Source organism: Streptomyces yongxingensis (genome assembly GCF_055597465.1).
This window is the reverse complement of the sequence record NZ_CM145717.1, coordinates 2,656,575-2,674,695: the sequence shown is the minus strand read 5'-3', so window position 1 is coordinate 2,674,695 and position 18,121 is coordinate 2,656,575. Positions and strand designations below refer to the sequence as shown.

Sequence of the window (18,121 nt, the reverse complement as noted above, 5' to 3'; positions counted from 1 at the left end):
TGGGCTTGACCGTCCCGGATTCGCGGTAAGCATTGCCGGGCGCCCCACAAGGGCCCCATCATCAGCGGGAGTTGCCACCACATCGGGCTCGCCGCCACATGGCGCCCGGCGCACGACGCCCGGCACGGGTCGCCCGGCCACCGCTGGGTGGCGCCCCGGCGCGTCGGCGTTGCCCGGCACCACGCTCTCGCGGGGCCGACAGGGGACGGTCTCCTGCCCCTTCGGGCCCCGGCCGGTGGCGGCGGGCTTACGTTGACGCACGACCGAGGCGAGGAGTTGGGTTTCATGGGTCGGATCACGCGCAGAAGTCTCACGGTGGCGGCCGCCGGAGCCCTGGCCGCCACCGTCCCGGCGGGCGACGCGCTGGCGGACGGGCGGGGCGGTGGGCACCGGCCCGAGTTCCGCGGGATGTGGCTGGCCACCGTCGCCAATCGCGACTGGCCGTCCAGGCCCGGTCTCCCCGTGGAGCGGCAGCGGGCCGAGCTGCTGGGCTTCCTCGACACCGCCGTCAGCCGCCGGCTCAACGCGGTGGTCTTCCAGGTGCGGCCGACGGCCGACGCGCTGTGGCCCTCGCCGTACGAGCCGTGGGCGGAGTGCCTCACCGGCGTCCAGGGCGAGGACCCGGGCTGGGATCCGCTGGGCACCGCCGTGCGCGAGGCGCACCGGCGCGGTCTGGAGCTGCACGCCTGGTTCAACCCGTACCGGATCGCCAACCACACCGACCCCGCACGGCTGATCCCCACCCATCCGGCCCGGGTGCACCCCGAGTGGGTCGTGCCGTACGGCGGGAAGCTCTACTACAACCCCGGGCTGCCCGAGGTGCGCCGCTTTGTCCAGGACGCCATGCTGGACGCGGTCGCGCGCTATGACATCGACGCCGTCCACTGGGACGACTACTTCTACCCGTATCCGGTGGCCGGTCAGGTCTTCGACGACGACGCGGCGTACGAGGCTTACGGCGCGGGCTTCCCGGACCGCGCGGCCTGGCGGCGGAACAACATCGACCGCCTGGTGTACGAGACGGCCGTGCGGATCAAGCGGCGGGGGCGGCGGGTGCGGTTCGGCATCAGCCCCTTCGGCGTCTGGCGCAACCGGGCCACCGACCCGCTCGGCTCCGCCACCACGGCGGGGGTGCAGACCTACGACGACCTCTACGCGGACACCCGTGGCTGGGTGCGGCGGGGATGGCTCGATTACGTCGTCCCGCAGGTCTACTGGAACATCGGCTTCGCCGCCGCCGACTACGCGGCGCTCGTCCCCTGGTGGTCGGAGGCGGTCCGGGGCACCGGGGTGAACCTCTACATCGGCGAGGCGCTCTACAAGGCGGGCGATCCGGCGCAGCCCGCGCCCTGGCAGGACCCGGCGGAGCTGTCCCGGCACCTCACCTTCGACCGGGACTTCCCCCAGGTGCGCGGCAATGTGTACTTCTCGGCGAAGGAAGTGGCCGCCGACCGCAACGGCGCCATGGCGCGTGTGGTCGCCGACCACTATCCGTATCGCGTCCGTCCGCCCCGCTGACCCAGGCCCTGCCCCGCAGGGACAGCTACCGCTGCCCGGGTCCGGCGGCCAGGTGACGGACGACCGAGTCGGGCCCGGGGGAGAACAGGCACTCGTGGCCGTCGTCCTCGTAACGCACGCGGTAAGGCGGTTCCCCGTTATCCCCGAGCACTTCGATGATCTCCGCTACACGATCGTGAATTCCGACAACCCTGCCGTGCACCAGCAGCTTGTCGCCTACGGTCGCCTCCATGTGCGTGACCTCCCGTCCGCTGGAGGGCAATGCGGTCTGCTGAGGACAATGCGATCCCTGAGGCCAGTCTATGGCCGGTTGTCCTGGTTTGCTCCAGCCGGGGAGTGATTCCGGTCCACCGCTTCGGGAATCCGGTCCGCCCCATCGGCGGTTTCGGAATTGACCGTCCGGCCGGGGTGGGAAGCCCGTACCGCCCCCGCCGGGACCCGGGCCCGCTGTGTCACCCCGATGCACACCAGCACCGCGACGGCGGCGATCGGGGCGGCGGGGGTCAGCGTCTCGCCGAGCAGCAGCACCGACCACACCAGGGTGAGCAGCGGCTGGGCCAGTTGGAGCTGGCTGGCCCTGGCCACCCCGATGGCGGCCATCCCCCGGTACCAGACCACCAGGCCCACGAACTGCGAACCGGCCGCCAGCCACAGCAGCCCGGCCACCGCACGGCCGCCGAGGTGGACGTCCTCGCCCGTCAGCGCGAGCACCGCGCCCGGCACCGACAGCGGCAGACAGCCCACCAGTGCCCAGCCGATCACCTGCCAGCCCGGCATGTGGCCGGCCAGCCGGCCGCCCTCGGTGTAGCCCGCCGCGCACACCACCAGCGCGCCGAACAGATACAGATCGCCGGTGGTGAGCGCCCCGCCGCTCTGCTGCACCGCGAAGGCGATCACGACCGCGGCCCCGGCCAGCGCCGCCGCCCAGAACACCCGCGAGGGCCGCACTCCGGTGCGTACGGCGGAGAAGGCGGCGGTGGTGAGCGGCAGCAGGCCGACCACCACGGCCGCGTGCGCGGTGGTGGAGGTCTCCAGGGCGAGCGTGGTCAGCAGCGGGAAGCCCACGACGACCCCGGCCGCGACGACCAGCAGCCCCGGCCAGTGGCGGCGGTCTGGCACCGGCACCCGCAGGGCGGCCAGCGCCCCGCCCGCGATCAGCGCGGCGAGCACCACCCGGCAGGTGGTCACCGACCAGGGGCCGAGGCCGGTGAGCGCCCAGGCGGTGGCGGGGAAGGTGAGGGAGAAGGCGGCCACGCCGAGCGCGGCGAGCAGGGTGCCGGTGCGGAGGGCGAACGGTGTCGGGAGCGCCGGGGCCGCCCGGGCGTCGCCCCGGCCCGGGGCGGGGCCGCCTCGCGGGGCGGGGGCGCCGCTCACCGCTATCGCACTGCTGTCGGTAGCGCTATCCTGTGCTGTCATGCAACAGCGTAGCAGTGTGGCTGATCTCGCGGAATCGCTGCGGAAGGAGCTGGACCGCTACTCACCCGGAGAGAAACTGCCGTCCAGCCGGGCCCTGGTCGAGCGCCACCGGGTGAGCCCGGTGACCGTCTCCCGCGCCCTTGCCGCGCTCGTCGCCGAAGGGCTGGTGGTCACCCGCCCCGGCGCCGGTGCCTTCCGCGCCGACCGGCCACGGGCCGGGGCGCCGAGGCCGGGCGACACCTCCTGGCAGGAGGTCGCGCTGAGCGTGGAGACGGCCGGTGAGTCGGTGCCGCGCTCGGTGGACGCCTCCGGCGTCCTGGCCACGCTCGCCGCCCCGCCGCCCGGGATCCTGGAGTTCAACGGCGGCTATCTGCACTCCTCCCTCCAGCCCGAACGGGCGCTGGCCGCCGCCCTGGCCCGCGCCGGGCGGCGGCCCGGGGCCTGGGACCGCCCGCCGGTGGAGGGCCTGCCCGAGCTGCGCGCCTGGTTCGCCCGGGAGATCGGCGGCCCGGCCGGGGCTCTCGGCGCCGCCGACGTCCTGGTCACCGCGGGCGGCCAGTCCGCGCTCACCTGCGCGCTGCGCGCGCTCGCGCCGCCCGGCGCGCCCGTCCTCGTGGAGTCCCCCACCTACCCCGGCATGCTCGCCGCCGCCCGCGCCTCCGGGCTGCGCCCCGTCCCGGTCCCGGTGGACGCCGACGGGGTGCGCCCCGATCTGCTCGCCGAGGCGCTGCGGGCGACCGGTGCCCGGGTCTTCGTCTGTCAGCCGCTGTTCCAGAACCCCACCGGAGCGGTGCTCTCCGCCGGGCGGCGCCGCGAGGTGCTCGCGACCGCCCGCGAGGCGGGCGCGTTCGTGGTGGAGGACGACTTCGCGCGCCGGCTCGTCCACGAGGACGCGGCCCCGCTGCCCGCCACCCTCGCCGCCGACGACCCCGACGGGGCGGTGGTCCACGTCTGCTCGCTCACCAAGGCCACCTCGCCCAGCCTGCGGGTGGGCGCGCTCGCCGCCCGTGGCCCCGCGCTGGAGCGGCTGCGCGCGATCCAGGTGGTCGACAGCTTCTTCGTGCCCCGGCCGCTGCAGGAGACCGCCCTGGAACTCGTCGGCGCGCCGTCCTGGCCCCGCCATCTGCGCACCGTGGCCGCCGAGCTGCACACGCGCCGCGAAGCGCTCGTCACCGCCGTACGGCGGGAGCTGCCCGCACTGGAGCTGCGCCATGTCCCACCCGGCGGCTACCACCTGTGGCTGCGGCTGCCCCAGGGCACCGACGAGGCCGCCCTGGCCGCCGCCGCGCTGCGCGCCGGGGTCGCCGTCGCCCCCGGCCGCCCGTACTTCTGCGCCGAACCGCCCGCGCCGCATGTGCGGCTGAGCTTCGCCTCGGTGGCGGGCACGGGTGAACTGGCCGAGGGGGTGCGGCGGTTGCGCACCGCGTGCGAGGAGGTGCTGGTGGGGGCGTAGGGGGTGCCCGACGGGTCGTCCCGCCTGCGGCGGGCTGCTCCCCTCCCCGCCCCTTCCCGCAACTGGGGCTCTGCCCCAGGCCCCGGGCGGGGCCTTGGCCCCAGGCCCCGGATCGGGGCTGCGCCCCTTCCCGCAGCAGCCCGCCGCAGGCGTCAAGGCCCGCCGGACACCCCGTACGCACTCCGCTGGGAATGCCCATGCCCTGACCTGCCGTCGATCGTCCGCGGCGCCGTCGTGGCTGGTCGCGCCCGCGCGGCGGAGCCGCACATCGACACAGCCCCGCGCCCCTTCGGGGCGCCCTCGAGCCGCCCGGTGGCCCGGCGCACACCCAAAGACCCCTGCTCTTCTCCTGGTTACGGGCCCTGGAGTCGCGGCCGTGACCTTACGATGCCGGGATGACGTTTCGGCTGACGCTGGTCGCCGCCGGCCGCAGCTCCTCCCGGCTGGGGGAGCGCTTCGGCGACGACCGGCCGCTGGATCCGGAGGGCCGGCTCGCCGCCGAGCGCGCGGCCCCCGCGCTGCTTCCGCTGGCCGCGGCGGAGCTGCGCTACTGCTCGCCGTCGACCCGCAGCCGGGAGACCGGCGACGCGCTGGGCTTCACGCCACTGGTCCAACTCGCCCTGCGCGACTGCGACATGGGCCGCTGGGCGGGCCGCTCCCTCGCCGATGTGATGGCGCGCGAACCCGCCGAGGTGGACGCCTGGCTCGGCGATCCGCGCTCCGCACCGCACGGCGGGGAGTCGCTGCACGCGTTCATCATGCGGATCGGCGGCTGGCTGGACACCCGCCCGGCCGAGGACCACGCCAAGATGGTGGCCGTGGCCGACCCCGGGGTGGTCCGCGCCGCCCTGATGTACGCGATCAAGGCGCCGCCGCACTGCTACTGGAACGTCGACATCCGGCCACTCTCCACGGTCACCCTCACCGGCCGGCCGGGCGAGTGGCGGCTGCGCGTGGACGGTACCTGACAGGAGCGCCCGCGGGGCTTCCCGCCCGCGGGGCCTCCCGCTCACGGGGTGAGCTCCTCGGCCAGCAGATCCATCAGCAGGCCGTCGTGCCACGTCCCGTCCGGACCGCGCTCATAGGACCGCATGATGCCGACGGGCCGGAAGCCGACCTTGCCGTAGCACCGGATCGCGGCGGCGTTGTCCGCCGCCGGGTCGATCACGATCCGGTGGTGGCCGTGGTCGGTGAACAGATGGCGGGCCAGGGTGCGTACGGCGTCGGTGCCCAGCCCCCGCCCGTGCACCGCCGGGTCCAGATAGATGTCGATGCTCGCGTGCCGGTACTCCGGGTCGGTCTCGGCCGACCACTGGATCAAGCCGATCACCACACCCTCGTCCTCGATGGTGAGCTGCTCGGCGCCGGGCTCGGCCAGGTCCTCGCGCACCGCCGCCACCAGGTCCTCGCCGCCCCGCCAGCGCGCGTACACCTCGGGCGTGGCGCGGATCGCGGCCAGGGAGGGAACATCGGAAGGGACGGTGGGGCGCAAGCCCACCCGCGCGCCCCGCAGAGTCATCGGCATGGACCGGACGATCCCATCGGAGCGCGGGCCGTGACCAGGGCGCGGCTTTCTGCCCAGGGCCCTTTCGGGAAAGCACTCGGCACCGGATATCTTGATGTCGAGCAATGTTGCAGACGTGGAGCGGAGCACCCGGTGACTGACTCGACCATCATCTATACGCACACGGACGAGGCCCCTGCCCTCGCGACGTACTCGTTCCTGCCGGTGATCGAGGCGTATGCCTCCACGGCCGGGGTCACCGTGGAGAGCCGGGACATCTCCCTGGCGGGACGGATCATCGCCCAGTTCCCCGAGTACCTCGAAGAGGGCCAGCGCATCCCCGACGCCCTCGCCGAGCTGGGTGACCTTGCGAAGACCCCCGAGGCCAACATCATCAAGCTGCCGAACATCTCGGCCTCGATCCCGCAGCTGAAGGCCGCGATCGCCGAGCTGCAGCAGCAGGGCTACGCGCTGCCGGACTACCCGGACGACCCGAAGACCGACGAGGAGCGGGAGATCCGCGCCCGTTACGACAAGGTCAAGGGCTCCGCGGTGAACCCGGTGCTGCGCGAGGGCAACTCCGACCGCCGCGCCCCCGCCTCGGTGAAGAACTACGCCAAGGCCAACCCGCACCGCATGGGCGCCTGGACGGCGGACTCCAAGACCAATGTGTCCCACATGGACACCGACGACTTCCGCTCCACCGAGAAGTCCGTGGTGATCCCGGAGGACGGTTCGCTGCGCATCGAGCTGGCGGGCGACGACGGCTCCACCACCGTGCTGCGCGAGTCGGTGCCGGTGCTGGCGGGCGAGGTCGTGGACGCCTCCGTGATGCGCGTCGCGGCGCTGCGCGAGTTCCTCTCGGCGCAGGTGGCCCGCGCCAAGGCGGAGGGCGTGCTGTTCTCGCTGCACCTGAAGGCCACGATGATGAAGGTCTCCGACCCGATCGTCTTCGGCCACGCCGTGCGCGCCTTCTTCCCCAAGACCTTCGCCGAGCACGGTGAGACCCTCGCCGCCGCCGGTCTGACCCCGAACGACGGTCTGGGCGGCATCCTCAAGGGGCTGGAGGCCCTGCCCGAGGGCGCGGCGATCAAGGCGTCCTTCGACGCCGAGCTGGCCGAGGGCCCGGAGCTGGCCATGGTCGACTCCGACCGCGGCATCACCAACCTGCATGTGCCGTCCGACGTCATCGTCGACGCCTCCATGCCGGCCATGATCCGCACCTCCGGCCACATGTGGGGCCCGGACGGCGAGGAGCACGACACCCTCGCGGTGATCCCGGACAGCAGCTACGCCGGGATCTACCAGGCCGTCATCGACGACTGCCGCGCCCACGGCGCCTTCGACCCGGCCACGATGGGCTCGGTGCCCAACGTCGGCCTGATGGCGCAGAAGGCCGAGGAGTACGGCAGCCACGACAAGACCTTCGAGATCCCCACCACGGGCACCGTCCGCGTCCTGGACGGGGCGGGCAACGCGGTCATCGAGCAGGTCGTCGGCGCCGGTGACATCTTCCGGATGTGCCAGACCAAGGACGTGCCGATCCGGGACTGGGTCAAGCTGGCTGTCACCCGCGCCCGCGCCACCGGCGACCCGGCCGTCTTCTGGCTGGACGAGGGCCGCGCCCACGACGCCAATCTCATCGAGAAGGTCAAGGCGTACCTGCCCGAGCACGACACCGAGGGCCTGGACATCAGGATCCTGGCCCCGGTCGAGGCGACCAAGCTCTCCCTCGAGCGGATCCGCCGCGGCGAGAACACGATCTCGGTCACCGGCAACGTCCTGCGTGACTACCTGACCGACCTGTTCCCGATCCTGGAGCTGGGCACCAGCGCCAAGATGCTCTCGGTCGTCCCGCTGATCAACGGCGGCGGTCTGTTCGAGACCGGCGCGGGCGGCTCGGCGCCCAAGCACGTCCAGCAGCTGGTCAAGGAGAACTACCTGCGCTGGGACAGCCTGGGCGAGTTCCTGGCCCTCGCGGTCAGCTTCGAGCACCTCGCGCAGAAGACGGGCAACGCGCGGGCCCAGGTCCTCGCCGACACCCTCGACCGGGCGACCGGCACCTTCCTGGCCGAGAACAAGTCGCCCAGCCGTCGCGTCGGCGGTATCGACAACCGCGGCAGCCACTTCTACCTGGCCCTGTACTGGGCCCAGGAGCTGGCCAAGCAGACCGACGACGCCGACCTGGCCAAGGCGTTCGCCCAGCTCGCCGACACGCTCTCCTCCCAGGAGCAGACGATCGTCGACGAGCTGATCGCGGTCCAGGGCTCCCCGGCCGACATCGGCGGCTACTACCAGCCCGACACGGCCAAGGCCGCGGCCGTCATGCGCCCGTCCGCGACCCTCAACCAGGCCCTGGCCACCCTCGGCTGACACGCCTGGCGCGCCTGACGCCCCACCGCACCACACCGCCCCGGCCGGCACTCGCCCGGCCGGGGCGGTCCCCTTCTCCCGCCTCGCACGGGCGGCTAGGTGGAGGGGACGCCCATCAGGGCCGCGGCCTGAGCGGTGGGGCCGGGCACGGGGCCCAGCCATTCGCAGATCAGGACGGTCGCGTCGTCCTGGAGGCGGCCGTCGTGGTGGGCCATGACGGCGCCGACCAGGCGGCGCAGGGTCTCCGGAACGGGCAGCCCGTCGGCGTGCTGCCGGATCAGGAAGTCGACGAACCGGGTCAGGCCGAACTCGCGGCCGCCGGGGCGCCGGGCCTCGGTGATGCCGTCGGTGTAGAACACGACGCGGTCACCGGGCTGGAGCTGCTCGCGGCACAGCGTGGCCTCCAGCCCCAGCTCCAGCCCCATGCCCAGGGGGAGGCCCGGCGGGCACCGCAGCTGGGTGGTCCAGCGGCCGCCGCGGATGACCAGCGGCGGGTGATGGCCGCAGCTCACCCAGCACAGCTCCCCGCTCCGGGTGTCCAGCTCGGCCAGGATGCCGGTGGCGTAGCGGCCTCCCTGGAACTGCTCGATGAGCGCTTCGTCGATCCGCTCGCCGGTCCGCACCAGGTCGGCGCGCCGGCGGCGGGCGTTGCGGCACGCTCCCAGGGCGAGGTTGGCGGTCAGCCCGGCCGAGGTGTCGTGCCCCATCGCGTCGAAGACCGCCAGGCGCACCATCGGCCCGTCGGTGGCGTAGTCGTACGCGTCCCCGCTGATGTCGAACGCCGGCTCCATGACGGCGGAGATGGCCACCCGTCCGTCCGCGTAGGTGGTCTGTGGCATCAGCCGCCACTGCATTTCGGCCGCGATGGTCATCGCCTCGCTGCCCACCAGCCGGGCGAAGGCGTCGCTGAAGTCGCGCTTGCTGACCACGATCAGCGCCACCAGGGCGGAGAGCAGCTTCATGTCCTCGCGGGCCCGTGCGTCGTCGGTGGCCGTGGTGATCCGCAGCAGACCGATGCGCTCGGTGCCGTTCAGCAGCGGCACCCACCACTGGTGGCGGCCCGGCTCGGCGGGGGCGGCGGGCAGCACCTCACCGTACTGGTAGGCCCGGCCCGGCACGGTGCCCTCGACCTTCAGCTCCTCCGGTTCCCCGCCCTCCGGCCCCACGGCGCCCGAGGCGGTCAGCCGTCGCAGCACGCGCCGCCGCACATCGACCAGGTAGATCAGCACCTGGCCGATACCGGCGGGTGCCGCGTGCTCGGCCACGGCGACCGGCAGCATCTCCAGCGGCATCAGATGGCTGGCGGTCAGCAGTTCGCCGAGCAACCGCCTGCTGCCCGACTCCCGACTCCGGTCCGTCACGACCGCTCCCTCTCGTCCGAGGCCGCGGATCGCGACCCGGCACCCCCTTCAGTGTCGCGCGCCCCGGCGGCCCCGGCCCATCCGGCACCGCGCCGGGCTGAAGCTCCGCATCCCCGACCGGCCCCTGTCCTGCCTGGAGGAACCGCTCCTCACGTACGGCGAGAAGGTGAGGCGACCTCCCAGGCCGCCTCGATCATCCGGAAGATCTCGTCCACCGCGGCCTCCGGATCGGCCGCCTCACGGGCCACCGAATAGGCGTCGACCACGAACCTCGCGATCGTCCGGCAGGCGGTCGTGGTCTGTGGCAGGCCGGGATCGGCGGCGATGGCCGCTGCCAGCGACTCCGCGTGGCGCAGCCGCATCGACTCCTCGTACTCCCGCAGGGCAGGTGATCCGTCGATCATGTGCCAGATCGGGGCGGCGCTGTCCCCCGTGCAATGCCGCACCAGGGCGTGGATCTCGCGGCGCAGCGCGGGGAGGAGCGGTTCGTCCGGCGCCCGGCCGGTGACCGCCTGCGTGAGGCGGTGCTCGAAGTCTTCGTCCTGCTCGAACACCAGGGCCTCTTTGGAGGCGAAGTGGGAGAAGAGCGTGGTGACGGCCACGTCGGCCTCGGCGGCCACCTCACGGATGCCCACCGCTTCGTATCCGCGTTCCAGGAAGAGCCGCAGGGCGGCATCAGCGATCTTCTGGCGGGTCGCGGCCTTCTTGCGCTCACGGCGTCCGGGCGGCACGGTCATGCCCTCACGCTATCAGATGCAAAGCCGTAACCGTTTTTAAAAACTAACCGTTAGTGTTATGGTCCGGCACATGAAGAAAGTGAGCTTCGCCGAGTTCGGCGGTCCGGACGTTCTGCAACTCATAGACGCCGAGGAGCCCCACGCGGGCCCCGGCCAGATACGCATCGCCGTGCGGGCGGCGGGCGTGAACCCCGTCGACTGGCGGCTCCGTGAAGGCCAGGTCCTGGGGGCCCATCCGATCGCCCTGCCCTCCGGGGTCGGGCAGGACGCCTCCGGGGTGGTGGACGAGGTCGGCGAGGGCGTCGAAGGGGTCGAGGCCGGCGACCACGTGTTCGGCGAGGGTTCGAGCACCTATGCCGAGTTCGCCGTGCTGTCGGCCTGGGCCCGTATGCCCGAGGGGCTGACGTTCGAGGAGGCGGCCGGGTACCCCTCCGTGGTGGAGACCGCGCTACGCGTCATCCGCGAGGTCGGGGTGCGGTCCGGGCAGACGCTGCTGGTCAGCGGCGCGTCCGGGGGAGTCGGGTCGGCGGTGCTGCAGATCGCCCGCGACCGCGGGATCACGGTGATCGGCACGGCCGGGGCCGCGAACCAGGACTATCTGCGGAGCCTGGGTGCCGTCGCCACGACGTACGGCGAGGGCTGGGCCGAGCGGGTGCGGCAGCTCGGCCAGGTCGACGCGGCCCTCGATCTGGCCGGCTCGGGGGTGATCCGCGAGCTCGTCGAGCTGACCGGCGATCCGCGGAAGGTGATCTCCATCGCCGATCTCGGTGCGCCGGAGCTCGGTGTCCGATTCTCCGGCGTGGCCGGGAGCGTGCCGGAAGCGCTCGCCGAGGCCGTCGACCTCATCTCGCGGGGCAAGCTCCACATCCCGGTCGAGAAGTCGTACCCGCTCGCCGAGGCCGCGGCGGCGCACATCGACAGCCATGCCGGTCACACGCGCGGGCGCCGGGTCATCGTCGTCTGAGCCCGGACCTCAACTCTTGACGGCCTCCGCGATCCGCAGGGCGGCCTGGGCGGGTGTGAGGTGCGTGGTGTCGACGACCTCGGCCTCGTCGTGCAGCCACGCGCGGGCCGCCTCGGCGTAGGGCTCAAGGTGCTGGAGACGGAACGGGGAGTCGGGGCCAAGAACGGTGTCGCCCGCGATGCGCGCGCGGAGGGTGTCCTGGTCGGCGTGGAGGACGAAGTGCCGTACCGGAATGGCATGGTGCGCGAGGCCCGTGCTGATCTCGCGCCAGTACTGCTCGACCAGGACCGTCATGGGGATCACCAGAGTGCCGCCGGTGTAGTCGAGTACATGGCGGGCGGTCTCGACCACCAGCGGCCGCCACGGCGGCCAGTGCTGGAAGTTGCCCGTCCAGGGCAGCCCCGGCGTGATGTCCATGAGTGTCTCGCCGACCTTCTCGGCGTCGAACACCCGTGAATTCGGGATCAGTGGCTGCACGAGTGCACTGGTCGTCGTCTTGCCCGCGCCGTGCGTGCCGTTGAGCCATACGATCATGGGACCCGACCCTAGCGCCGCGCGGGCCGGGGGAACGGGCGCAGCGGAAATCCGGTACGGCTTCGGCGCCTCTCAGGAGAGCGCCGAGCCCGCCCGCGCGCTCATCCGTCACCCAAAAGTCTCGGTCGCGTTCCCGGGCGGTGGGTCGGGCACCTTTGCATAAAGCTGTCGTGAAACGTATAGTCATGCCATCATCTAGGGAGGACGACGGCGATGGCCATACGTGCTGCGGTGGCGGGCGCGAGCGGATACGCGGGCGGGGAACTGCTGCGGCTGCTGCTCGCCCACCCCGAGGTCGAGATCGGCACCCTGACCGGCAACTCCAACGCCGGACAGCCCCTCGCCGGGCTGCAGCCCCATCTGCTCCCGCTGGCCGGGCGCGTGCTGGAGCCCACCACCGCCGAGGCCCTGGCCGGGCATGACGTGGTCTTCCTGGCGCTGCCGCACGGGCAGTCCGCCGCCGTGGCCGAACAGCTCGGCGACCAGGTCCTGATCGTCGACTGCGGTGCCGACTTCCGGCTGAAGGACGCGGCGGACTGGGAGCGGTTCTACGGTTCGCCGCACGCCGGCGCCTGGCCCTACGGCCTCCCCGAGCTGCCCGGGACCCGCGCCGCGCTGGAGGGCACCAAGCGCATCGCGGTGCCGGGCTGCTACCCCACCGCCGTCTCCCTCGCGCTCTTCCCGGCATACGCGGCCGGGCTGCTGGAGCCCGAGGCCGTGATCGTCGCCGCCTCCGGGACCTCGGGCGCGGGCAAGGCGCCCAAGCCGCATCTGCTGGGCAGCGAGGTCATGGGCTCCATGAGCCCGTACGGCGTCGGCGGCGGCCACCGGCACACCCCCGAGATGATCCAGAACCTGTCCGCCGCGGCGGGGGAGCGGGTGTCGGTCTCCTTCACCCCGACCCTCGCCCCGATGCCCCGCGGCATCCTCGCCACCTGCAGCGCCAAGGCCAGGCCCGGAGTCACCGGGGAGAGCCTGCGCGCCGCGTACGACAAGGCGCTGCGGGACGAGCCGTTCGTCACCCTCCTCCCCGAGGGCCAGTGGCCCTCCACCGCCGCCGTGTACGGATCCAACGCCGCGCTGCTCCAGGTCGCCCATGACGAGGCGGCCGGCCGCGCCCTCGTGATCAGCGCCATCGACAACCTCACCAAGGGCACCGCCGGCGGCGCGGTGCAGAGCATGAACATCGCCCTCGGCCTCCCCGAGGAGCTGGGACTTTCCACGATCGGAGTCGCTCCATGAGCGTTACGGCAGCCCAGGGCTTCACGGCCTCCGGCGTCGCGGCAGGGATCAAGGAGAACGGAAACCCCGACCTAGCACTCGTGGTGAACACCGGCCCGCGCCACGCCGCCGCGGCCGTCTTCACCTCCAACCGTGTCAAGGCCGCCCCCGTCCTGTGGTCCGAGCAGGTCGTCAAGGGCGGCCAGGTCTCGGCCGTCGTCCTCAACTCCGGTGGCGCCAACGCCTGCACCGGCCCGCTGGGCTTCCAGGACACCCACGCCACCGCCGAGAAGGTCGCGGAGGTCCTCGGCCACAGCGCGGGCGAGGTCGCCGTGGCCTCCACCGGGCTCATCGGCGTCCGGCTGCCCATGGACGCGGTGCTGTCCGGGGTCGGCAAGGCCGCCGAGGCGCTCTCCCCGCACGGCGGCGAGAAGGCCGCGATCGCCATCAAGACCACCGACACCGTCCACAAGACCGCCGTCGCGCAGAGCCCCGCCGGCTGGACCGTGGGCGGTATGGCCAAGGGTGCCGGGATGCTGGCCCCGGGCCTGGCCACCATGCTCGTCGTCCTCACCACCGACGCCGACGTGGACACCCCCGGGCTGGACACCGCGCTGCGCGCCGCCACCCGCACCACCTTCGACCGGATCGACTCCGACGGCTGCATGTCCACCAACGACATGGTGCTGCTGATGGCCTCCGGCGCCTCCGGTGTCACCCCCGACGCCGCGGAGTTCGCCGAGGCGGTCCGCGAGGTCTGCGCCGATCTCGCCCGCCAGCTCATCGGGGACGCCGAGGGCGCCTCCAAGGACATCCGGATCGAGGTCGTGGGCGCGGCCACCGAGGACGACGCGGTGGAGGTGGGCCGCTCCATCGCCCGCAACAACCTCCTCAAGTGCGCCGTCCACGGCGAGGACCCCAACTGGGGCCGGGTGCTCTCCGCGATCGGCACCACCTCGGCCGCCTTCGAACCGGACCAGCTCAACGTCGCGATCAACGACGTCTGGGTGTGCAAGAACGGCTCGGTGGGCGAGGACCGGGAACTGGTCGACATGCGCTTCCGCGAGGTCCGGATCACCGCCGACCTGGCCGCGGGCAGCGCCTCGGCGGTCATCTGGGCCAACGACCTCACCGCCGACTACGTCCACGAGAACAGCGCCTACTCCTCATGAGCCAGCCGACCACCCGTAAACACACCGCCCTGCCCAAGGCCCGCATCCTCATCGAGGCGCTGCCCTGGCTGACCCGGCACCACGGCAAGACCGTGGTGGTCAAGTTCGGCGGCAACGCCATGGTGGACGACGAGCTGAAGGCCGCCTTCGCCCAGGACGTCGTCTTCCTGCGCCACGCGGGCCTGCGCCCCGTCGTCGTGCACGGCGGCGGCCCCCAGATCAGCGCACAGCTGGACCGGCACGGTCTGGTGAGCGAGTTCAAGGCCGGGCTGCGGGTCACCACCGACGACGCCATGGACGTCGTACGGATGGTGCTGGCCGGACAGGTCCAGCGCGAACTGGTCGGGCTGCTCAACCGGCACGGCCCGCTGGCCGTCGGCATGACCGGCGAGGACGCGCACCTGATGTCCGCCACCAAGCACTTCGCCGAGATCGACGGCGAGCGGGTGGACATCGGCCGGGTCGGCCAGATCACCGAGATCGACACCGGCGCGGTCCGGGCCCTGCTGGACGACGGCCGGATCCCGGTCGTCTCCTCCATCGCCCGCAGCGCCGACGACGGCCATGTCTACAACGTCAACGCCGACACGGCCGCTGCCGCCCTCGCCGTCGCGCTGGGCGCCGAGACGCTGATGGTGCTCACCGACGTGGAGGGCCTCTACGCCGACTGGCCCAACAGCGACGAGGTGATCAGCAAGCTCACCGCGAGCCAGTTGGAGAAGCTGCTGCCGGAGCTGGCCAGCGGCATGGTGCCGAAGATGGAGGGCTGTCTGTACGCCGTGCGCCACGGGGTCACCACCGCCCGTGTGCTCGACGGGCGGGTACCGCACTCCATCCTGCTGGAGATCTTCACCGACGAGGGCATCGGCACGATGGTCCTGCCGGACGGGACCGCGATCGACCACGACAGCCAGGGCGACAAGGGGGAGGACCAGTGAGCAACGCGGAGCTGAAGCGGCGCTGGCAGGGGGCGCTCATGGACAACTACGGCACCCCCCGCCTCCCGCTCACCCACGGTGAGGGCACCAAGGTCTGGGACGCGGACGGCAAGGAGTACCTCGACTTCGTCGGCGGTATCGCCGTCAACTCGCTCGGCCATGCCCACCCCGCCGTCGTCCGGGCGGTGTCCGACCAGATCGCCACCCTCGGCCATGTCTCCAACCTCTTCGTGGCCGAGCCCCCGGTGGCGCTCGCCGAGCGGCTGCTCCAGCTCTTCGGCCGCTCCGGGCGCGTCTACTTCTCCAACTCCGGTGCGGAGGCGGTCGAGGCCGCCTTCAAGATCGGGCGGCGCACCGGGCGCACCCATATGGTGGCCACCGCCGGCGGCTTCCACGGCCGCACCATGGGCGCGCTCGCGCTGACCGGCCAGCCCGCCAAGCAGGAGCCCTTCCTCCCGCTGCCCGGCGACGTCACGCACGTACCGTACGGGGACGTGGAGGCGCTGCGCGCGGCCGTCACCACCGACACCGCCCTCGTCATCCTGGAGCCCATCCAGGGCGAGAACGGCGTCATCGTGCCGCCGGCCGGCTATCTGGCCGCGGCGCGGGAGATCACCCGGGCCACCGGCACCCTGCTGGTGCTCGACGAGATCCAGACCGGGATCGGGCGGACCGGCCACTGGTTCGAGCACCAGGCGCAGGGCGTGGAGGCCGATGTCGTCACGCTCGCCAAGGGGCTCGGCGCCGGGCTGCCCATCGGCGCCACCGTCGCCTTCGGGCCCGCGGCCGATCTGCTGACCCCGGGGCAGCACGGATCCACCTTCGGCGGCAACCCCGTCTCCTGCGCGGCCGGTCTTGCCGTCCTCGACACCATCGCCACTGACGGCCTCCTGGACCGGGTCAAGCGGGCGGGGGAGCGGCTGCGTAACGGAATCGAGTCGCTCGACCACGCATCGGTCGCCCGGGTCCGCGGCGCCGGGCTGCTGCTCGGTATCGTGCTCACAGAGTCCCTCGCGCCGCAGGTGCAGAAGGCGGCTCAGGACGCGGGACTCCTGGTGAACGCGGTCGCGCCGGATGTGGTCCGGCTCGCCCCGCCGCTCGTCATCTCCGATGGCGAGGTGGACACCTTCCTCCGGGAGCTGCCGGCCGTCCTGGACGCCGCACATGAGGGAGACGGGGAACGACGAGCCGGAGACTGACGACACCGATGACCGAGGCGCAGCACACCGACGCGCAGGACGCGGGCCACGGCGGACCGGCCGTGCCGCAGACCCGCACCGCACGCCACCGCCGGATCGTGGACATCCTGAACCGGCAGGCCGTGCGGTCCCAGAGCCAGCTCGCCAAGCTGCTCGCGGACGACGGGCTCTCCGTCACCCAGGCGACCCTCTCCCGGGACCTGGACGAGCTGGGCGCGGTGAAGATCCGCAACACCGGCGGTGAGCTGATCTACGCGGTGCCGAGCGAGGGCGGCGACCGTACGCCGCGCGCCCCGCTCGGCGAGTCGGCGAGCGAGGCGCGGATGGCCCGGCTGGCGGGTGAGCTGCTGATCTCGGCGGAGGCGTCGGCCAACCTCGTGGTGCTGCGCACTCCGCCGGGCGCCGCGCAGTTCCTCGCCTCGGCCATCGACTCGGCGGAGCTGCACGACATCCTCGGCACCATCGCGGGCGACGACACGCTCCTGCTGATCAGCCGCGACCCGCTGGGCGGCCAGGCGCTCGCCGACCACCTGCTGCGGCTGGCCCAGAAGGAGCGCTAGGGTCCTTCTGCGCGTGCGGTCTTCGGCGGCGGGGCGGTGGAGTCGCGTACCACCAGCCGTGTGGTGATGCGGACGCGTGGCGGCCGCGAGCCCACCTCCGGGGCCTCCCGCACCAGTCGGCCCGCCGCGTCGCCCGCCTCCTGGAGGGGGACGTGCAGCGCGGTGCTGCCCGGCCGGGTCATGCCGATGACGGTCAGATCGTCCGAGGCGGCCAGGCTCATGTCCTCGGGAACGCGCAGTCCGGCGTTGCCCAGCCCCACGAACAGCCCCAGCAGCACATAGCTGCTGTAGACCATGACGGCGGTGACATGGGCCTCATGCCGTACCAGATGCTCCGCCGCGGCCAGCCCGGCGTCGAACTGCGGCGGTACGGGGTCCAGGACGGTCAGCTCCCCGCCGCCGTCCGCCACCGCCGCCAGGGCGGCCTTCCGGCGCTGCCGGTCCATCCATGAGCCGGGCGGGCCGCCGAGGTAGGCGATCCGCCGGTGGCCGAGGCCGAGCAGATGCGCCATCAGTTTCCGTACGCCTCCGGGGGTGTCCACCACCACGCCGGGCAGTCCCGGGGTGGTACGGTCCACCGTCACCACGGGCAGCCGCTCGGCGAACGAGCGCAGCGTGGCGTCCGGGCTGACCGGTGCGACCAGGACCAGCCCGTCGACCCGCGACCCCAGCTGGGTCACCAGCTCCCGCTCCCGGTCCGCCGAATGGTCCGAGACACCGAGCAGGACGTTTCCGCCCGCCTCGGTGAGGGGCTGCTGAACGCCGGTGACGATGGGCGGGAAGAAGGGGTTGGCGAGGGTGGGGACGATGACCCCCACCAGCCCGGTGTGGCCGGTCGTCAGCGCCCGTGCGGTGGCGTTGAGCCGGAATCCCATCTCGGCGGCCGCGCGGGCCACCCGCTCCCGGGTCTCCTCCGCGACCATGCCGGGCCTGCTGAGGGCGCGCGACGCCGTGGAAGTGGACACGCCCGCCGCCCGTGCGACATCTGCCAGCCGAACCATCCGCCCCTGCTTTCGTTGCCGGTTACACGGTTTTAACCGATGGCCGTTGACGGCCTCCCCGCGCCTAGCGTAGCTTGCCTGCAACCGGTTGTTGCAACCGGTTGCACATCACTCTTCGCCAGATTCACGGAGGACGGGTTCGTGTCACGCAGAGCGGCGTCTGGCCTCTT

General features: G+C 72.7%; 17 protein-coding genes. 10 read left to right on the top strand and 7 right to left on the bottom strand.

All coding sequences use genetic code 11. The annotated features are described in order from the left end of the window. Positions 1 to 285 precede the first annotated feature (285 nt). Positions 286 to 1,518, top strand: a complete 1,233-nt coding sequence (locus tag ACZ6TD_RS11205; protein WP_471353073.1) for a glycoside hydrolase family 10-like protein — start codon at positions 286 to 288, stop codon at positions 1,516 to 1,518. A gap of 25 nt (positions 1,519 to 1,543) precedes the next feature. On the opposite strand, the gene ACZ6TD_RS11200 is transcribed toward ACZ6TD_RS11205, so the two are convergent. Together ACZ6TD_RS11200 and ACZ6TD_RS11195 are read right to left on the bottom strand one after the other, a co-directional pair. Beyond that, complete coding sequence (locus ACZ6TD_RS11200; RefSeq protein ID WP_020867170.1) at positions 1,544 to 1,750, bottom strand: DUF1918 domain-containing protein; 207 nt, start codon at positions 1,748 to 1,750, stop codon at positions 1,544 to 1,546. 68 nt (positions 1,751 to 1,818) lie between these two features. Further along, a complete protein-coding gene (locus tag ACZ6TD_RS11195; RefSeq protein WP_471353072.1) occupies positions 1,819 to 2,934 on the bottom strand; it encodes a DMT family transporter in 1,116 nt (371 codons plus the stop codon). Here ACZ6TD_RS11195 and ACZ6TD_RS11190 point away from each other — a divergent pair. Beyond that, a complete protein-coding gene (locus ACZ6TD_RS11190; protein ID WP_471353070.1) occupies positions 2,933 to 4,387 on the top strand; it encodes an aminotransferase-like domain-containing protein in 1,455 nt (484 codons plus the stop codon). The genes ACZ6TD_RS11195 and ACZ6TD_RS11190 overlap by 2 nt on opposite strands. 395 nt (positions 4,388 to 4,782) lie before the next feature. Next, positions 4,783 to 5,355 (top strand): histidine phosphatase family protein, encoded by a 573-nt coding sequence (locus ACZ6TD_RS11185; RefSeq protein WP_471353069.1) that lies wholly within the window; start codon positions 4,783 to 4,785, stop codon positions 5,353 to 5,355. A 41-nt stretch (positions 5,356 to 5,396) separates the two neighbouring features. On the opposite strand, the gene ACZ6TD_RS11180 is transcribed toward ACZ6TD_RS11185, so the two are convergent. Continuing rightward, positions 5,397 to 5,906 (bottom strand): GNAT family N-acetyltransferase, encoded by a 510-nt coding sequence (locus ACZ6TD_RS11180; protein ID WP_471357639.1) that lies wholly within the window; start codon positions 5,904 to 5,906, stop codon positions 5,397 to 5,399. Between the two features lie 138 nt (positions 5,907 to 6,044). On the opposite strand from ACZ6TD_RS11180, the gene ACZ6TD_RS11175 reads away from it, so the two are divergent. Further along, positions 6,045 to 8,264: an NADP-dependent isocitrate dehydrogenase gene (locus tag ACZ6TD_RS11175; protein ID WP_471353067.1), complete on the top strand. Its 2,220-nt coding sequence runs from the start codon at positions 6,045 to 6,047 to the stop codon at positions 8,262 to 8,264. Between the two features lie 95 nt (positions 8,265 to 8,359). Here the strand turns inward: ACZ6TD_RS11175 and ACZ6TD_RS11170 are convergent, their stop codons facing one another. Continuing rightward, on the bottom strand, positions 8,360 to 9,556 hold the full coding sequence (locus ACZ6TD_RS11170) for a PP2C family protein-serine/threonine phosphatase (RefSeq protein ID WP_471357636.1): 1,197 nt from the start codon (positions 9,554 to 9,556) through the stop codon (positions 8,360 to 8,362). A gap of 218 nt (positions 9,557 to 9,774) precedes the next feature. Beyond that, positions 9,775 to 10,362, bottom strand: coding sequence for a TetR/AcrR family transcriptional regulator (locus ACZ6TD_RS11165; protein ID WP_471353065.1), 588 nt, complete (start codon positions 10,360 to 10,362; stop codon positions 9,775 to 9,777). A 70-nt stretch (positions 10,363 to 10,432) separates the two neighbouring features. Between ACZ6TD_RS11165 and ACZ6TD_RS11160 the strand changes: the two genes are divergently transcribed. Next, positions 10,433 to 11,326 carry an NADP-dependent oxidoreductase gene (locus ACZ6TD_RS11160; protein ID WP_471353063.1) on the top strand — a complete coding sequence of 298 codons (894 nt, stop codon included), beginning with the start codon at positions 10,433 to 10,435 and terminating at the stop codon, positions 11,324 to 11,326. 9 nt (positions 11,327 to 11,335) lie between these two features. On the opposite strand, the gene ACZ6TD_RS11155 is transcribed toward ACZ6TD_RS11160, so the two are convergent. Continuing rightward, entirely contained in the window at positions 11,336 to 11,860 is a 525-nt protein-coding gene (locus ACZ6TD_RS11155) for a P-loop nucleotide/nucleoside kinase family protein (RefSeq protein WP_471353061.1), read from the bottom strand. Positions 11,861 to 12,073: 213 nt separating this feature from the next. On the opposite strand from ACZ6TD_RS11155, the gene argC reads away from it, so the two are divergent. Genes argC through ACZ6TD_RS11130 form a run of 5 tightly spaced genes read left to right on the top strand, consistent with a single transcriptional unit; the run spans position 12,074 to position 16,950 of the window. Further along, positions 12,074 to 13,102, top strand: a complete 1,029-nt coding sequence (gene argC, locus ACZ6TD_RS11150; protein WP_471353059.1) for an N-acetyl-gamma-glutamyl-phosphate reductase — start codon at positions 12,074 to 12,076, stop codon at positions 13,100 to 13,102. Next, on the top strand, positions 13,099 to 14,253 hold the full coding sequence (gene argJ, locus ACZ6TD_RS11145) for a bifunctional glutamate N-acetyltransferase/amino-acid acetyltransferase ArgJ (protein ID WP_471353058.1): 1,155 nt from the start codon (positions 13,099 to 13,101) through the stop codon (positions 14,251 to 14,253). Before argC ends, argJ begins: the two co-directional genes overlap by 4 nt. Continuing rightward, positions 14,250 to 15,191, top strand: coding sequence for an acetylglutamate kinase (gene argB, locus ACZ6TD_RS11140; protein ID WP_471353056.1), 942 nt, complete (start codon positions 14,250 to 14,252; stop codon positions 15,189 to 15,191). Before argJ ends, argB begins: the two co-directional genes overlap by 4 nt. Further along, complete coding sequence (locus ACZ6TD_RS11135) at positions 15,188 to 16,390, top strand: acetylornithine transaminase (RefSeq protein WP_471353054.1); 1,203 nt, start codon at positions 15,188 to 15,190, stop codon at positions 16,388 to 16,390. Before argB ends, ACZ6TD_RS11135 begins: the two co-directional genes overlap by 4 nt. An 8-nt stretch (positions 16,391 to 16,398) precedes the next feature. Continuing rightward, complete coding sequence (locus tag ACZ6TD_RS11130; RefSeq protein WP_044568653.1) at positions 16,399 to 16,950, top strand: arginine repressor; 552 nt, start codon at positions 16,399 to 16,401, stop codon at positions 16,948 to 16,950. Here the strand turns inward: ACZ6TD_RS11130 and ACZ6TD_RS11125 are convergent. Next, positions 16,947 to 17,915, bottom strand: coding sequence for a LacI family DNA-binding transcriptional regulator (locus tag ACZ6TD_RS11125; protein ID WP_471353052.1), 969 nt, complete (start codon positions 17,913 to 17,915; stop codon positions 16,947 to 16,949). The genes ACZ6TD_RS11130 and ACZ6TD_RS11125 overlap by 4 nt on opposite strands. Positions 17,916 to 18,121 lie beyond the last annotated feature (206 nt).

What these genes read in the sequence shown, in the direction of transcription:
- ACZ6TD_RS11155 (WP_471353061.1), bottom strand. Translation starts at nt 11,860, where the DNA reads ATGATCGTATGGCTCAACGGCACGCACGGCGCGGGCAAGACGACGACC.
- argC (WP_471353059.1), top strand. Translation starts at nt 12,074, where the DNA reads ATGGCCATACGTGCTGCGGTGGCGGGCGCGAGCGGATACGCGGGCGGG.
- ACZ6TD_RS11195 (WP_471353072.1), bottom strand. Translation starts at nt 2,934, where the DNA reads ATGACAGCACAGGATAGCGCTACCGACAGCAGTGCGATAGCGGTGAGC.
- ACZ6TD_RS11200 (WP_020867170.1), bottom strand. Translation starts at nt 1,750, where the DNA reads ATGGAGGCGACCGTAGGCGACAAGCTGCTGGTGCACGGCAGGGTTGTC.
- ACZ6TD_RS11165 (WP_471353065.1), bottom strand. Translation starts at nt 10,362, where the DNA reads ATGACCGTGCCGCCCGGACGCCGTGAGCGCAAGAAGGCCGCGACCCGC.
- ACZ6TD_RS11205 (WP_471353073.1), top strand. Translation starts at nt 286, where the DNA reads ATGGGTCGGATCACGCGCAGAAGTCTCACGGTGGCGGCCGCCGGAGCC.
- argB (WP_471353056.1), top strand. Translation starts at nt 14,250, where the DNA reads ATGAGCCAGCCGACCACCCGTAAACACACCGCCCTGCCCAAGGCCCGC.
- ACZ6TD_RS11180 (WP_471357639.1), bottom strand. Translation starts at nt 5,906, where the DNA reads ATGACTCTGCGGGGCGCGCGGGTGGGCTTGCGCCCCACCGTCCCTTCC.
- ACZ6TD_RS11185 (WP_471353069.1), top strand. Translation starts at nt 4,783, where the DNA reads ATGACGTTTCGGCTGACGCTGGTCGCCGCCGGCCGCAGCTCCTCCCGG.
- ACZ6TD_RS11170 (WP_471357636.1), bottom strand. Translation starts at nt 9,556, where the DNA reads ATGCCGCTGGAGATGCTGCCGGTCGCCGTGGCCGAGCACGCGGCACCC.
- argJ (WP_471353058.1), top strand. Translation starts at nt 13,099, where the DNA reads ATGAGCGTTACGGCAGCCCAGGGCTTCACGGCCTCCGGCGTCGCGGCA.
- ACZ6TD_RS11160 (WP_471353063.1), top strand. Translation starts at nt 10,433, where the DNA reads ATGAAGAAAGTGAGCTTCGCCGAGTTCGGCGGTCCGGACGTTCTGCAA.
- ACZ6TD_RS11130 (WP_044568653.1), top strand. Translation starts at nt 16,399, where the DNA reads ATGACCGAGGCGCAGCACACCGACGCGCAGGACGCGGGCCACGGCGGA.
- ACZ6TD_RS11190 (WP_471353070.1), top strand. Translation starts at nt 2,933, where the DNA reads ATGCAACAGCGTAGCAGTGTGGCTGATCTCGCGGAATCGCTGCGGAAG.